Consider the following 15,408-nt stretch of genomic DNA (forward strand, 5'->3'; position numbering starts at 1 on the left):
CATTAAAAAATCAGACTATTTTTTTTTCATCTTTTCTATTTACAAGCCTCAATAATCGGAGTAATATCCATCTCATCAACGAACACTAACATGTTAATGCTTCGATCTCAAAGTACGCCGAATTCATGATTGAAGCGGGGGACCCAACCGTCACAAACCGTGACACGGGGTGAATCCTTTCCAATCGGGAAAGGTAGGGCGAAATCCTAGGTATGCCCGAATCCGACAGCTAACCTCGCAGGCGTTTTTAGGAGGGAACGACTCTTTTTCAGTATGCCAAGTTATATAGGCGATGCTGGGGCCGTTTATTGCCTCACATCGTCTTTTCGTCGTGTTTAATTGTAAAAATATTGAATAATATGGGGGTAATTTCATAATGGGAGAGCTATGGAGTATTGTACTGCTTGCCTTCTTCTTCGGTACGACGTTCGGGATGATTCAGTTGATCGAACGCGTCCAGTGGAGAGCAGGTGACCGCAAATGACGTGGTTTTTATTAGTAACGGGATGTCTCGTCTTTTTGTATCTCGGTTATTGTCTGATCTATCCGGAAAAATTCTAATCGCATAGGGAGAAAAGAAAAACATGTGGACTCAATTCCTGATCCAATTTTGGATCCTACTCGTCATCGCACTTTGTGCAGCAGTCTTGCTCGGTCGTTACATCGGGACATACTTCGCGCCGATCGCAGAGCGTCGAGTCGATACAATCGGTAAGGTTGAACGACGCATTCTGTCGTTACTCGGTGTCGATGAAAAGAAACAAGATCAATCGTGGGTCGGCTATTCAAAAAGTTTATTAGCCGTCAATCTACTCTTTTTCATCGGAGGCTACTTGTTGCTTCGCTTCCAAGGCAGTCTGCCACTTAATCCAAACGGTGCTGCGAATCTTGAGTGGTCGACGGCGCTTCATACGACGATCAGCTTCATGACGAACACCGATCAACAACACTATTCAGGTGAAGCCTTATCGTATCTCTCACAAACGTTCGTTCTTGGAACGATGTTATTTGTCGCACCGACGATGGCATTCACGGTCTGTATCGCAGTCATTCGTGGTCTTGCCAACAAGCCGCTCGGTAACTTTTATGCGGACTTCGTTCGCTTCATCACACGTATCCTGCTTCCGATTTCATTTTTCTTCGGGATGTTGATGATTTTACTTGGCGTGCCGCAAACATTTGGTGGAGCGATCAGCGTCACGACGCTTGAAGGGGCGAAGCAGTTGATTTACCGTGGACCGGTCGCAGCATTTGAAGTCATCAAACAACTCGGTAACAACGGCGGTGGTTTTTTCGGAGCAAACGGTGCACATCCGTTTGAAAATCCGAACCAATTCGTCAACTTCATCCAGATGTTCTTGATGTTATTGATTCCGATGTCACTCCCGGTCGCGTATGGAAAAATCATCGGTTCTGCGAAACAGGGACGTCTTTTCCTCGGTGTCATGACGATCTTATTCATCATGATGACATTCGGAATGGCAGGTAGCTTGTTTGCAAATCCAACCGCACACGGTCAGGAATTACGCTTCGGTCAAGTCGGTACAGCACTTTACAGTTCGATTACGACAGCGGCTGAAACCGGTGCAGTCAACGCGATGCATGACTCGCTCCATCCGCTCGCAGGATTGATTCAACTAGGGAACATGATGCTCAACGTCGTTTATGGTGGTGCGGGTGCCGGATTCCTGAACGTCTTACTCTATGCCTTCGTCGCTGTTTTCTTGACGGGGCTCTTAATTGGACGAACACCAACGTTCCTCGGGAAGAAAATCGAGACGTTCGAAGTGAAGATGATCGCGATCGCACTTCTTGTACCGCCGTTCCTGATTCTTGTCGGAACCGCAATCTCGATGTACGTTGCACCAGGTGTTGCCGGAATTTCGAATCCAGGCTATCACGGTCTATCGCAAGTCTTGTATGAATTCACGTCAGCGACAGCGAATAACGGATCCGGATTTGAAGGGCTTGGGGATGCGAACGTCTACTGGAACGTCTCGACGTCGTTTGCCTTATTCTTCGGACGCTACATTCCATTGATTTTAATGCTTGCGATCGTCGGTTCGCTGAAGGCGAAGCCGTCCGTGCCGCAAGATGAGTTTTCGTTTAAAACAGACACACCACTCTTCGGAACAGTCTTCCTCGGTACGGTCGTACTCGTCGGTGCATTGACATTCTTGCCAGTGCTCGTACTTGGACCGGTCGCGGACTGGCTGACGATGTGAACAGGAGATAAAAGCATATGATGGAACGTATCATGCATCCGACGCCCGAGGAACACCAACCGAATGGGCAGCCGGATCAGCAATCGAAATCAGCAATCAACGGCTCGATTGTCCGCCAAGCGACAATCGATGCCTTTAAAAAATTAAATCCCGTCAATATGATTAAACAACCGATCATGTTCGTCGTCTGGATTGGTTGTTTACTCGCAATCGGTTACACGATCTTCATTGACGAGATGCGCGGCTTCAACTTGACGGTCAGCATCATCCTCTTTTTGACGGTCTTGTTCGCGAACTTCGCGGAATCAATCGCCGAAGGACGTGGGAAAGCGCAAGCAGACTCGCTGAAAGCATCGAAAGCAGACGTCATGGCACGCAAACGTGTCGGACAATTGATTGAAAGTGTCTCGTCCGCGACGCTTCGTAAAGGGGATATCGTCTTTGTTCGAACAGGCGAATATGTACCAGGTGACGGTGAAATCATCAAAGGTCTTGCCTCGATCGATGAATCGGCAATCACGGGAGAATCCGCTCCGGTCATCAAGGAAGCAGGTGGGGACTTCTCATCTGTCATCGGTGGCACGCTCGTCGTTAGTGACGAAATTGAAGTCCGGATCACGAGTAACCCGGGAGAATCGTTCCTTGATCAAATGATTGCGCTCGTTGAAGGAGCGAGCCGTCAAAAGACACCAAATGAACTGGCGCTATCAACGCTGTTGACGAGTCTGACCTTGATTTTCTTACTGGTCGTCATGACGTTACCTGTCTTTACGCATTACCTTGGATTTGATTTATCGGGTCCGATTTTAATCGCTTTACTTGTCTGTCTGATTCCGACAACGATTGGTGGCTTGTTATCGGCAATCGGAATCGCTGGAATGGACCGCGTCACCCGTTTTAATGTCATCGCGATGAGCGGTAAGGCGGTCGAAGCAGCCGGGGATATCCAAACGATCATCTTAGATAAAACGGGAACGATCACGTTCGGGAACCGGATGGCGTCAGAGATCACGCCGGTCGGTGGACGCTCTGCCGAGCAGGCATTCGAAGGAGCGATCATCGCTTCGTTAGCCGATGAGACACCGGAAGGACGTTCCGTCTTGGAACTCGCAGAACTACGAGACATGCCAGTCGAACGTCAGTGGTTAGATGGAGCAGAAATCATCCCATTTCGCGCAGAAACACGGATGTCAGGTCTTGATTTAACGGACGGTCGCCGTGTTCGTAAAGGGGCGGGACAAGCGATTCAAGAGTGGGTTGCAGAACAAGGCGGAGTGATTCCAAATGACTTACAAGAGACAATCGATTCGGTCTCGCGTCTCGGTGGAACACCGCTTGTCGTCGCGATTGACGCAACAATCCTCGGGGTCATCTATTTGAAGGATACGGTCAAACCAGGGATGCGGGAACGGTTCGATCGACTCCGTGAAATGGGAATCAAGACGATCATGTGTACGGGAGATAACCCGTTGACGGCAGCAACGATCGCTCGAGAAGCAGGCGTTGATGATTTCGTTGCGGAATGTAAACCAGAAGATAAGATTCGTGTCATCCAGCAAGAACAAGCAGCCGGTCATCTTGTCGCAATGACAGGAGACGGTACGAATGATGCACCAGCGCTCGCTCAGGCCGACGTTGGTCTTGCGATGAACAGTGGGACACAGGCAGCAAAAGAAGCAGCAAACATGATTGACCTCGATTCGAATCCGACGAAAATCATCGAAGTCGTTGAAATCGGGAAACAGCTCTTGATGACACGGGGCGCCTTGACGACGTTCTCGATCGCAAACGATGTCGCAAAATACTTTGCGATCATCCCGGCGATGTTCATGGTCGCGATTCCGCAGATGGAAGCCCTCAACATCATGCGTCTTGATTCTCCGACGACAGCGATTCTATCTGCTTTGATTTTCAACGCGATCATCATCCCAATGTTGATCCCACTCGCGATGAAAGGTGTCTCGTACAAACCGATGACGGCCGATCAATTGCTTGGACGGAACTTACTCATTTACGGTCTTGGTGGTGTTGTTGTTCCATTCGTAGGCATTAAAATCATCGATGTCTTGCTTGCAAGCATCATCTAAGGAGAAAACGAATCATGAAACAAGCCATTCGTGTGACGATTTTCGTCACGGCATTATGTGGGATTGTCTTTCCCGCCTTATTGACGCTATTCGGTCAACTGTTTGTACCGGATAAAGCAGCCGGTTCGCTCGTACAGGAAAACGGAAAATTCATCGGATCGGAATTGATTGCCCAACCGTTCACGTCGAAACAGTATTTTCATGGACGTCCATCAGCGGTCGATCAATTAGCGGGGTCATCTGCTGGGGATAACCTAGCAGCATCGAACCCGGAGCTTGGCACGAAGATGGCGGAATTGCAGAAACAGAACCAAGTGGACGGCGCTTCGCTTCCGGACGATGCCCTCGTGACATCAGGTTCTGGCTTCGATCCGCATATCTCAGTCGATTATGCTTTGGTTCAGGCGAAGCGTATCGCAACCGCCCGCGATTTGTCGCGTGACGAGGTCCGGAAGTTAATCACGAAAGAAGCGGGGACACATGATTACGTCAACGTGTTACGTTTAAACTTAGCACTTGATCGGAGTAAGTCATGACACGGGGAAAGCTGAAGCTTTATATCGGCTCAGCTCCTGGTGTCGGGAAAACGTATAAGATGCTTGCCGATGCACGAATCCTGACTCTTGAAGGCAAGGATGTCGTCATCGGTCTGATTGAAACGCATGGTCGTAAAGAGACGGCGGAGATGGTCGGACAACTCGAACAAGTCCCTTTACTAGAGGTTGTCTATAAAGAGAAAGTGTTTCTTGAGGTGAACGTGGACGCGATCATTGCCCGTCACCCGGATATCGTTCTGATTGATGAACTGGCGCATACGAATGCGCCAGGATCCGAGCGAAAGAAACGCTATCAAGATGTTGCGGCACTACTTGACGCCGGTATCAATGTCTACTCGGCCGTCAACATTCAACATTTCGAGAGTCTACTCTTTAAGGTCAAAGAAGTGACGGGTGTCGAGGTTCGGGAGCGAATCCCGGATCCGTTTCTTGGTGAAGCCGATGAGATTCTACTCGTCGACGTTACGCCGCAAACGTTACGGGAACGACTCGAACAAGGAAAGATTTATAAGAAAGAAAAAATCGAACAGAGTTTAAATTCCTTCTTTTCGCTTCAGAATCTCGCAAGCTTACGCGAGTTATCGTTACGACAAGTCGCCGACGAAGTCGACGATCAAGTCTATCAATCACGCTTATTGATCGAAAAGGATCCAGCGACGTTACAAGAACGAATTCTCGTCTGTATCCAACTTAATGACAATGCCCGGAAGTTGATTTACCGAGGATTCCGAATGGCGAGTCGATTAAAAGCAGAACTGTATGTCTTGACGATTCTACCGGCAGCAGAGAATCAATTGAATGCGAAGCAAAAAGAAGTCTTAGCGATGGTACGTGAGAGTGGCTCCTTGTTTGGAGCAGAGGTATTGATTCGGATACAAGGAGAACGCTCGATTGCCCAAGCGATCACAGCTGCTGCTAAACATCATCGCATCACGCAAATCGTTATCGGTCAATCCGCGCGGACCCGGTGGCAGGAGATCCGGCGCGGATCGATCATCAATGAAATCATGCGTCATGTCCGTGGCATCGACATTCAAATCGTTTCCGATGACTTAGAACGCTAGGGGAGCCCTTCCGCGTAAATGCAGGGGTTTTCTTCGATGTATCAATCGTCCGTTAAGAACGAGTCAATCATCTAGGTATGGAGGGTGGTTCTTCTTGTTCTGCATTCATCAAAAAGGAAAGGCTGTTCCGGTGTACTTACCAGAACAGCCTTTCCTTTTATTCATACATATAGATGAGTTGATTCCTTTATCCCTTAACGAGCGAATACTGGGATATCAAAGACAGCCGTATAGCTATCCATTTGTTGATATAAATCATAAATTCGAGTCGTTTGCTTCGCTGCCCATCCCATATCTGTCGCATATTGATGACGACCAGGGTTCATTGGGTTCCAGCGCATTTTATAGAGTGTGTTTTGATTGTATGCATGGTGAATGTACTGGGTTCCGATGAATTCGGCTCCACCCATGATGGCTGCTTCCGGTGTAAACCATCCTTTTTCATAGGCTGTTCTTGCTCCACCGTTAATTGGATCCGAATCGACAGCACCGATTCCGTACATGTTATAGACCATTTTTCCATTCCATATGACTCCATTTGCTAGTGTTGACGTTCCATTTCCCGTCTCTAGAAGCGCGTGAGAGATCAGGTAGATTTCGTTGACTGAATAGGCTGTTCCAGCATCGATGAATGCTTGTCCACAGCTTCCAGTCGTACATTTCCCGAAGATACCTTTTGTACTGATAATTTTATCTAACGTTGCAGCAGAAGCGCCTGTCGTCTTCGATAAATCAAGGAATTGGAAGAATTCCTTTGAAGAGCGACTGACCTTTAACGGATCAGCTACGTTCCGGACATCAGATTCGAGTGCATTCAACCAACCAAGTGTCCAGTACCCTGTGGAAGAGGTATAAACACGCGGATACGTCGTATAGAAATCACCGATTCGTTGATAGACCTTAATCATCTGTTTCGGTTGGAATTGTCCATAGATATGGCTATCCGTTGCTGCACCAGAACGGATATTGAGTGGCGTCGTTGACGAAACGGTTGCTAGCGTACCGTTGACAGGATCTTCTGATCCACCAAACCGAACATACATCGAGCTGACATACATCATTTTGTTTTTATACAAATCCGTTTGTGGTGAAGGATTTAACTTCATTTGAGTACTGATGAAGGTATCAAATGTATACGGCGTCGCGATAGAGTTGTAGACATTTAATTTTGAAGATGTCGTCACAAGTGTTCCATTATACGCATAGCCTGATTTACCTTGATAGGAAATCTTATACCACTGTCCGATTTGACCAGTGACGTTGACGACTACGTTCGAAGGAATCGTCGTCACGACTTGATATGAACTTCCGACATACGAACGAAGTGGAGTAGCACTTGTAGCGCGAACATATAACGAGTCTTTCGAAATATAGTCGATTTTACTTGTGGATGCCTTCGTATCGACATAACCTGTTTTTCCATTGATCGTTACTTTATGCCATTGTTTATTCGTATGCGATGTAATGAGTGAAGTCGTGTAGTAAACATTTCCTTTAGCTAATGTCGTAAGTGTTGTTGCTTCTTCTAAAGGTGAATTTCGAATGATTAAATTCTCGTTCGCGAGGAAACGAGCACCACTAATCTTTTTCGTTTCTGTGTAAGGTGTTAAATAGGATCCATCGATGTAACCTGTTTTTCCATTAACACTCACATTCGTCCATGTCCCAATCGTACCGTTCACTTGTACGACTGTTCCTTTCGCAAGCGATGAGACTTCGCTGTATGTTGGACCGGCGTATGACTTTAGAGAAGTCGTTTGTACCGTTTTATAACGATGGGCTGAAATCTTACTGTATGAAATCGGGTTTCCTTGGTTTGCTCGGATGTATCCTGTTTTCCCATCCACTGAAATACGATGCCACGACTGACCGTGACCGTTCGTGACAAGACGCGTCGTGTAATAGACATCCCCATTCTTTAGCGTTTTCCATGTATCAGCATCGGTCTGATAAGTTGTCTTGACGTCGATTGATGTGTTTAATACATAACGCGCTGGTGAGATTGTAGACGTTACGATGTATTCGTTCAAATCCTCTTGATGAACGTATCCAGTTTTTCCTTCATACGTCACACGGTACCACTCATTGATGGACCCTGTTACAGATACCTTGGTTCCGCTTGGGATGGACTTGACGGAAGCGTAAGATACGCCAGCATAAGACTTCAAGCCTGTAGCGTTAGTAGTTTTCATCGTCACGCTATCCGCTTGATAGATGACTTTTTCTCCACTGCCATACGCGATGTAGCCTGTCTTCCCGTCTTTTGTGATCTGATACCATTTTTTAGAACCAAGTGTGATGAGACGTGTCGTGTAATAGATATCGCCTTCTTGAAGTGTAGCGACTTTAAATGCATCTGCCTCAGGAGCGACTAAAACATCCGTTGAGGACGTGACTGCGAAGCGTGTACCTGAAATCTTTTGGACGATGGCTGCTGTCTTAAACGTCGCAGCGGACGCATATCCTGTTACACCGTCGTACGAGACACGATACCATGCACCGATTCGACCAGAGACGAGTGGTTTTGCACCGGCTGGGATCGACTTGATCCCTGCATACGAGCTGCCTGCATACGACCGAATCGTCGTTTTAGCTGTTGTGACGAATGACATGTTCGTCAGACTTTCATAATTCACGCTAGTCCCTTGATTTGCTAAGATATAACCGGTTTGACCGTCTTTTTTGATTTTGTGCCACGTGCCACCACGTGAATCCGTTGCAAGTGTCGTCGTGTAATACGCATCACCTGTTTTTAAAGAAGCAATCGTTTTACTCGTTGAAGAGGCAGATGCTTTGATCTCAACGGATTTCTTCAATAGAAAACGTGCAGTAGGAATCGTTTGGATACTTTGTTTAGAGACTTGTAAAAAAGCGTCACGGTGCATATACCCACTATTTTTTCCGTAACGAACGCTATACCATTCATTAATTTTTCCAACTACTTCAACGTTTGTTCCAGATGGAATCGATTGAATTTTTGGATATCCCGTCCCTGCATAGGTGCGTAATGTATAGGTATCAGTCGTTCGAAGTGTTTCGTTCTTGATGTTTTGATACGAAACAGGAGTAGCGCCGGATGGGACATATCCTGTTTTCCCTGCGTAATTCAGACGATACCATGTCTTACCGTATGGATCGGTAACCCGCTGTGTCGTATAATACACATCCTTATTTTGCAAGGTGCCAATCGTTGTTGCTGTCGTGCGTGCCGCATTTTTAATCGCCGTATTTGTAGAGACGATATAGCGTTGTCCAGAGATCGCTTGCTTTTTCTCGTACAACACTAAATATTTTGAAGCGACATATCCCGTTTTTCCGCCATATGTTACTTTTTTGTAGCTTCCAGCATCATATGCGGATGAAACGATCGTTCCGGTCTTGATCGTCAACAAGCGTTTCCGTGAAGATGTCGTCTTATCATACAGATCTGTATCTGCTGATAGACGATAAGTCGTTGCTTTCGTCGTCGCTGCGTTCACTATCGGTAGTGATGATAGGATGATGCTAAACACGATAAGAAGACTCGCGAACACCTTCAAAGGTTTCGAGATGGATGTCGTATTCAAAGTATCTTTCCTCCTAGTAGATATTCGTCCAAGCGGACGGAATCGGCTTCTAGGATGTCTAGTCTAAGGTGTACGTACTTATGCCTATTCCTACTATCGACCATATCGGATTTTTATGAAGAAAATATTGGATTTTTTTGAAAAAAGGGGTTTAGTTTTTTGAAAAACCCTCCTGTTTTTTTAAACAAGAGGGTAAAGTGTCATATATCGAATCGTGCGAGGAGTTCTTGAAGATCGGTTGTTGGTCGTTCGCAAGCAAAGTCACGACAAAGATATGCGGTCGGTTTTATTGGTTCAGGATAATCTACGAGAAATGGAGCGAGCGGTAGAAGATTCTGTTTCGTTCCAATCAACAAAGCGACTTCCGGTAGTCGAATCTGTTGAAACTGATAGATTTCGATCGGAATGTCTGACTCTTCCGGAATCAGAATAATCAACTCCTTCGGTTCCATCTGCCGAGAGGTGAAGATACTAACGAGTGAGGCAAAGCCGGTCGGTTGTTGCTGGACTTCTTCTGTTAAGGCTGCGAGAGCTCGTTCAGCACTTTCCTGATAGATGAGACGCCCGGTCAGGCGGCTGAGCGTAAAGAAAGCGTTCAAGGCAACGCTGTTTCCGGCAGGTGTCACACCGTCATACAGATCGAGCGGACGAACGAGTAGCTGATCAGAGCGCAAAGAGGTTAAATAAAAATAACCATCTGCTGTCTGGAACTGATCGCGTAACACATCAGCCAGTGTTAAAGCCTCCTTCAGATGCAGCGCCTGTCGTGTCGATTGGAACAGTTCAAGATGTGCGTCGATCAAGTAAGCATAGTCGTCAAGAAATCCGTGCCCGGTCGCTTGTCCTTCGCGGTAATGAACCGCAAGCTGATTCTCAGTCCGGACGACGTTCTCGAGCGACGTCATAGCACGCGTTGCGACATTCGTGTAATGAGGTTCACTAAAGACACGACCAGCTTTTGCGAATGCTGAAATCATCATCGCGTTCCAAGACGTCAAGCGCTTATCATCATGGAACGGACGCGTGCGTTCATTTCGTGCGTGAAGGAGAAGCTGCCGCTCGTGTTCGAGTTGCGCTGCCGTCTCAGCAGGCGACAGGTCAACGGAACGTGCAAACGTTTCGAGCGTTCGTCCTGTCCGGTAAAAGACGTTCCGTCCTTCGAAGTTTCCGGACGGCGAGGCATGATAGAAGCGCGGGAACAGTGCATCCGGTCCGAGTAAGTCAGAAAGTTCTGTTGCCGTGAACGTATAATAATGACCTTCGCCCTCTTCGCTATCCGCATCAAGTGCAGCATAGAAGGTGCCGTCTGATGCGGTCAATTCGCGTTCTGTGAACGAGAGGACTTCTTCTGCGTAGCGGCGGAACCGGATTTGTCCGGTCACTTGATACGTCTCGATACATAACGTCGCGAACCAAGCGTTATCGTAGAGCATCTTCTCAAAGTGAGGAATTTCCCACTTGGCGTCGACCGTATAGCGAAACAGACCGTAGCCGACTTGATCCGTCATTCCACCGTCGCGCATGGCAATCAATGAGCGCATGACCATGTGCAGTGCCGTCTCATCTTCTGCGAACTGGTAATAATCAAGTAAGAAACGGAGTAGGGCAGGCGAAGGGAACTTCGGTGCTTCTCCGAATCCGCCGTGTTGCCGATCGAATTGCCGCATCGCTTGATCAAAGGTGTCGTGAATGATCGATTCATCCCAAGTGCTAGTCGATGAAGCGGGCTGCAATACGTCATGAAGCGTCTGTGACATATTCTGTCCGACTTGTGCAATCTTATCCGGTGAACGTCGGAATTGTTCGCTGAGTTGTAGCGTCACCTGACGAAAGCTCGGGCGATTGAACTGAGGTGTCTTCGGAAAATATGTGCCGATATAAAAAGGTTTTTGATCCGCTGTCATGAAGACGCTGAGTGGCCAGCCACCTTGTCCATTCATGACTTGAGCTGCCGTCATATAGAGGTGGTCGATATCAGGACGTTCTTCGCGGTCGACCTTAATCGAGATATAACGTTCGTTTAAGAGACGTGCCGTTTCTTCATCCTCGAAGCTTTCGTGGGCGAGCACATGGCACCAATGGCACGTCGAATAACCGATCGATAAAAAAATCGGCTTTCCTGTATCCTTCGCTACAAGAAAAGCTTCTTCTCCCCATGGATACCAATCCACGGGTTGGTGTGCGTGTTGTAATAGGTAGGGACTCGTTTCATGGATAAGTCGATTCGACATGATGGATTTCCCTCATTTCTTCTATAGTAGTAAGTCTTCTTCACGATACTCGGCTTTGACGACAGGTGCAATACCGATTCCAGGCAGAACGAAAACGATTTTTCGAAAGAAAGATTGACTTTATAAAGAAATGTGTGCTATATTATTAAAAGTCATGAATCGGGGATGATCACTCATGTGAGAATCTTCAATCCATATCATACAATTAAATCGACAGGTCAGGATTTTTAGACCGCTACTGACAAATGAGTCAGACATAAGTCATCGCTTTTATTTTGTCCTTCTTCATACTACGAGGAGAAGTTGACCCAGCAAGATAAACCTTCCAATCGATACTTTTCCGCTCATTCCCGAGCTATTTCTAAAAATCCCAGTATCATGCGTCCATTGCAGACGCATCACGATTCTTTCTAAAATGCTTGATTCAGCTGGCGCGGCCAAGGAGCCGTAACAACGAAAGAGAGGTAGGGCTTTCGTCGTTTCAGGTGTTTTGATCACCTGTAATCCTCGATTCTCATGACAACCAAAAACAACGACACGCTGATGAGGCGTTTTTTTTGTGCCTTTTTTCGGGTAAAGCTGAAAGAGGGGGGGACAACATGCCATGGAATGAAAACGACTATCCGGATTCGTTCAAGAACTTCGATCTGCCACTTCGAAAAAAAGCGATCGAGATCGCGAACGCTTTACTAGAAGAAGGGTATGAGGAAGGGCAAGCAATTCCGATTGCGACGTCGCAAGCCGAAAAGTGGTACGAAAGTCACAAAGACGAACAATAAAAAGTTGTAAGCGATACCATTTCTTTCATTTACGAAGGATGGTATCTTTTTTTACGAAAAATATACACTCTTGAGAATATAATCTGATATTATAAAGAAGTGTCAGAAAATTCAATAGGGGGTCTCATCATGAAATACGGCAGTACGTTTGGAAAGTGGGCATTGGCCGGAGTATTGACAGCAGGAATCCTTCCACAAGCGGGTCTAGTCGGGGCAGAAGGCGAAGGCGTCATCTTGTCTGAGTACATAGAAGGAACAAGCAATAATAAGGCAATCGAGCTATACAATGGGTCGGGGCAAATCATTGACTTAGCAGACTATAATCTCGTTCAATATACGAACGGTGGACCAACGGAAGCGAAAATTACACTATCGGGGAAAGTCGATCCTGGCAAGACGTTCGTCATCGCGAACTCGAGTGCGAATGCAGATATCAAAGCAAAAGCACAATTGACGACAGGATCATTGAACTTCAATGGGAATGATCCGATCGCATTGAAAAAGGGTGACGTCGTCCTTGATATCATCGGACCAATCGGTTCATCAACGGATTTCGCAAAAGATACGACACTCGTCCGTAACTCAGGCATCACGTCTGGTGCTAAGACGTACGAGCCGTCGCAGTGGACAAGCTTCCCTGTTGATACCTTGACGAATCTCGGCAGTCATCAGACAGAAGCGGGAGACATTCTTGCAGCACCAACGGCTTCTCCAGTCGGTGAAGTCGAACGTGGGGATCAAGTGACATTGTCAGGCGAAGGAACGATTCATTATACGATTGATGGCTCAACACCAACTGTCGAGAGTCCGGTTTACTCTTCACCGATCACGATTAATGACGAAGTGACGATCCAAGCAGTTGCCGTCAAGGATGGTAAAACGTCCGCTGTTTCGACGTTCAAGTATTATATCGCACCGCCGATCACGAAAATCAGTAACATTCAAGGTGTTGCGCATACGTCTCCTTATGCAGATCAACTCGTCCGGACGACAGGTGTCGTCACGTATGTCGTCGATGCAAACAACTTCTATATGCAAGATCCGAATCCAGATAACGACAGCCGGACATCGGAAGGGATTCTCGTCTATGCAAAAAATCATGGTGCTGCCGTTGGACAACAGGTCGCGACGACAGGATACGTCAAAGAGTGGTTACTTGGCGGTTACAGCGATAAAGCCGATACGGATCTTGCCGTCACTGAAATCAGCACAGTCAATCTCGTTAAGGGAGCGCTCAACGAAGGATTACCGGCGAGTATCGTCCTTGGTGATAAAGGCGTCTTGATTCCGACTCAAGTCGTCGACAATGATTCTTTCGCTCAGTTTGATCCAAAAGAAGATGCGATCGATTTGTATGAAAGCTTAGAAGGTATGCGTGTCGCATTACCAAACGCGATCGTCACAGGCCCACAGGCGAACCGAACGATTCCAGTACGAACGCAGACAGCAGATAAGGTCTACACGAAACGAGGAACACCGATTCTGACGAAAGACAACGTCAACCCAGAACGTCTTTTCGTTGAGATGGGAAGCTCGTCGTACCGTGCGAAAGCTGGTGATACATTCAACGGAACAATCGAAGGTGTCATGAGCTACAACTATTCAGCTTATAAAGTACTTGCAAAAGCGGCTGACCTTCCGCCACTCGTTGCGCGTGAAGCAGATCGTCAACCAACGAACATCAAAACGGGTGAATCACGTTTAACAGTCGCTTCGTACAACGTCGAGAACTTTGCATCAACAGCGGATGCTGGGAAAGTCGATCGTGTATCAGAAGGAATCGCAACATTCCTGAAAACACCAGACATCGTCGGTTTGACGGAGATGCAGGATAACGATGGTGCAACGGACAGCGGAACAGTCGATGCATCGAAATCATTCGAGACATTAATCGCAGCAATCGAAGCGAAAACAGGCGTTCGGTATGCCTATACGGACATCGCACCTGAAGATAAGAAGGATGGCGGACAGCCAGGCGGAAACATCCGTGTCGGATTCCTTTACAATCCAGCGCGGGTCTCACTCGCGCCAGGTGAAAAGGGTGGCGCGACGGAAGCCGTTGCGGTTGAAAACGGTAAGCTGACGAAAAACCCAGGTCGCATTCAGCCGACGGATCCGAACTTCGCAAGTTCGCGGAAACCCCTCGTCGCAGAATTCCTCTTTAACGGTGATTCGTACCATGTCATCGTCAACCACTTCAACTCAAAAGGTGGCGACGGAGCTGACTTCGGTAAAAACCAACCAGTTGTACGTAAGAGTGAAGTCCAGCGTCACGCAATCGCGAATATCGTCCAAGGATTTGTCTCTGAATTAAAGACAGAAGTCAAAGGCTCAAACGTCGTTGTCCTTGGCGATTTGAACGACTTCCAGTTCTCAGAAACGTTGGATATCCTAAAAGGAAAGAATCTGTGGAATACGGTCGATGATCTTCCGGAATCGGAGCGTTACTCTTATGTCTACAACGGAAATGCGCAAGTACTTGACCACATCTTGATCTCAAATAACTTAAAACGATACACGTCTTCTGATATCGTCAATATCAACTCGGAGTATATGGAAGCAGACGGTAGCGCGAGTGATCATGATCCGGCGATCATCTCGATTCAAGGTGCAGAAACGGTCGTACCAGTCAAAGGAATCGCAGAAAACGGAAAGTGGCGTGCTGTTCAAAAAGGAAAACATATTTTCCTCGAATGGAAACTTGGCCGTCATTGGTTAAAAGCGAGCGGAACGACTGGAGAACAACAAGGTGAGTTACTCGCACTACGTGTATCGCAAGATCGACCATACATTCAAGTGAAGACGAAAAAAGGTAAAACGATTTGGTTAGAGCTTGTTAATCTGTGCCAATTAAAAGAAACGAAAAAATATCAGTAATCGGACGAAATGATGAAAAGCG

Annotated in this window: 9 protein-coding genes and 1 riboswitch; of the genes, 7 read left to right on the plus strand and 2 right to left on the minus strand. The window is 47.0% G+C overall.

Annotation, left to right across the window (positions count from 1 at the left end; genetic code table 11):
* Window positions 1-105: 105 nt before the first annotated feature.
* Window positions 106-259, plus strand: a riboswitch (cyclic di-AMP (ydaO/yuaA leader).
* 221 nt (window positions 260-480) lie between these two features.
* Genes ACV3PA_RS05095 through ACV3PA_RS05115 form a run of 5 tightly spaced genes read left to right on the plus strand, consistent with a single transcriptional unit; the run spans window position 481 to window position 5,933 of the window.
* Window positions 481-561 carry a potassium-transporting ATPase subunit F gene (locus tag ACV3PA_RS05095; protein WP_082318578.1) on the plus strand — a complete coding sequence of 27 codons (81 nt, stop codon included), beginning with the start codon at window positions 481-483 and terminating at the stop codon, window positions 559-561.
* Window positions 562-584: 23 nt separating this feature from the next.
* A complete protein-coding gene (kdpA, locus tag ACV3PA_RS05100; protein ID WP_053454297.1) occupies window positions 585-2,225 on the plus strand; it encodes a potassium-transporting ATPase subunit KdpA in 1,641 nt (546 codons plus the stop codon).
* 20 nt (window positions 2,226-2,245) lie between these two features.
* The gene (gene kdpB, locus ACV3PA_RS05105) at window positions 2,246-4,312 is read left to right on the plus strand and encodes a potassium-transporting ATPase subunit KdpB (RefSeq protein ID WP_456125952.1); all 2,067 of its coding nucleotides are present in this window, start codon (window positions 2,246-2,248) and stop codon (window positions 4,310-4,312) included.
* 14 nt (window positions 4,313-4,326) lie between these two features.
* Window positions 4,327-4,848 carry a K(+)-transporting ATPase subunit C gene (gene kdpC / locus ACV3PA_RS05110; protein ID WP_456125777.1) on the plus strand — a complete coding sequence of 174 codons (522 nt, stop codon included), beginning with the start codon at window positions 4,327-4,329 and terminating at the stop codon, window positions 4,846-4,848.
* Window positions 4,845-5,933 carry a universal stress protein gene (locus ACV3PA_RS05115; protein WP_053454294.1) on the plus strand — a complete coding sequence of 363 codons (1,089 nt, stop codon included), beginning with the start codon at window positions 4,845-4,847 and terminating at the stop codon, window positions 5,931-5,933. Before kdpC ends, ACV3PA_RS05115 begins: the two co-directional genes overlap by 4 nt.
* Before the next feature lie 194 nt (window positions 5,934-6,127).
* On the opposite strand, the gene ACV3PA_RS05120 is transcribed toward ACV3PA_RS05115, so the two are convergent.
* Entirely contained in the window at window positions 6,128-9,499 is a 3,372-nt protein-coding gene (locus ACV3PA_RS05120; RefSeq protein WP_456125778.1) for an SH3 domain-containing protein, read from the minus strand.
* Window positions 9,500-9,699: 200 nt separating this feature from the next.
* Window positions 9,700-11,730 carry a thioredoxin domain-containing protein gene (locus tag ACV3PA_RS05125; protein WP_456125779.1) on the minus strand — a complete coding sequence of 677 codons (2,031 nt, stop codon included), beginning with the start codon at window positions 11,728-11,730 and terminating at the stop codon, window positions 9,700-9,702.
* 599 nt (window positions 11,731-12,329) lie between these two features.
* Between ACV3PA_RS05125 and ACV3PA_RS05130 the strand changes: the two genes are divergently transcribed.
* Both ACV3PA_RS05130 and ACV3PA_RS05135 read left to right on the plus strand, forming a co-directional pair.
* Window positions 12,330-12,509 carry a DUF2188 domain-containing protein gene (locus ACV3PA_RS05130; RefSeq protein WP_456125780.1) on the plus strand — a complete coding sequence of 60 codons (180 nt, stop codon included), beginning with the start codon at window positions 12,330-12,332 and terminating at the stop codon, window positions 12,507-12,509.
* A gap of 129 nt (window positions 12,510-12,638) precedes the next feature.
* Window positions 12,639-15,386 carry a chitobiase/beta-hexosaminidase C-terminal domain-containing protein gene (locus ACV3PA_RS05135; RefSeq protein ID WP_456125781.1) on the plus strand — a complete coding sequence of 916 codons (2,748 nt, stop codon included), beginning with the start codon at window positions 12,639-12,641 and terminating at the stop codon, window positions 15,384-15,386.
* The last annotated feature ends 22 nt before the right edge of the window (window positions 15,387-15,408 follow it).

The organism is Exiguobacterium sp. EA-TM-5, assembly GCF_053878415.1.

Coding starts and splice junctions, on each gene's coding strand:
- ACV3PA_RS05125 (WP_456125779.1), bottom strand. CDS start 11,730: ATGTCGAATCGACTTATCCATGAAACGAGTCCCTACCTATTACAACAC.
- kdpA (WP_053454297.1), top strand. CDS start 585: ATGTGGACTCAATTCCTGATCCAATTTTGGATCCTACTCGTCATCGCA.
- kdpB (WP_456125952.1), top strand. CDS start 2,246: ATGGAACGTATCATGCATCCGACGCCCGAGGAACACCAACCGAATGGG.
- ACV3PA_RS05135 (WP_456125781.1), top strand. CDS start 12,639: ATGAAATACGGCAGTACGTTTGGAAAGTGGGCATTGGCCGGAGTATTG.
- kdpC (WP_456125777.1), top strand. CDS start 4,327: ATGAAACAAGCCATTCGTGTGACGATTTTCGTCACGGCATTATGTGGG.
- ACV3PA_RS05115 (WP_053454294.1), top strand. CDS start 4,845: ATGACACGGGGAAAGCTGAAGCTTTATATCGGCTCAGCTCCTGGTGTC.
- ACV3PA_RS05130 (WP_456125780.1), top strand. CDS start 12,330: ATGCCATGGAATGAAAACGACTATCCGGATTCGTTCAAGAACTTCGAT.
- ACV3PA_RS05095 (WP_082318578.1), top strand. CDS start 481: ATGACGTGGTTTTTATTAGTAACGGGATGTCTCGTCTTTTTGTATCTC.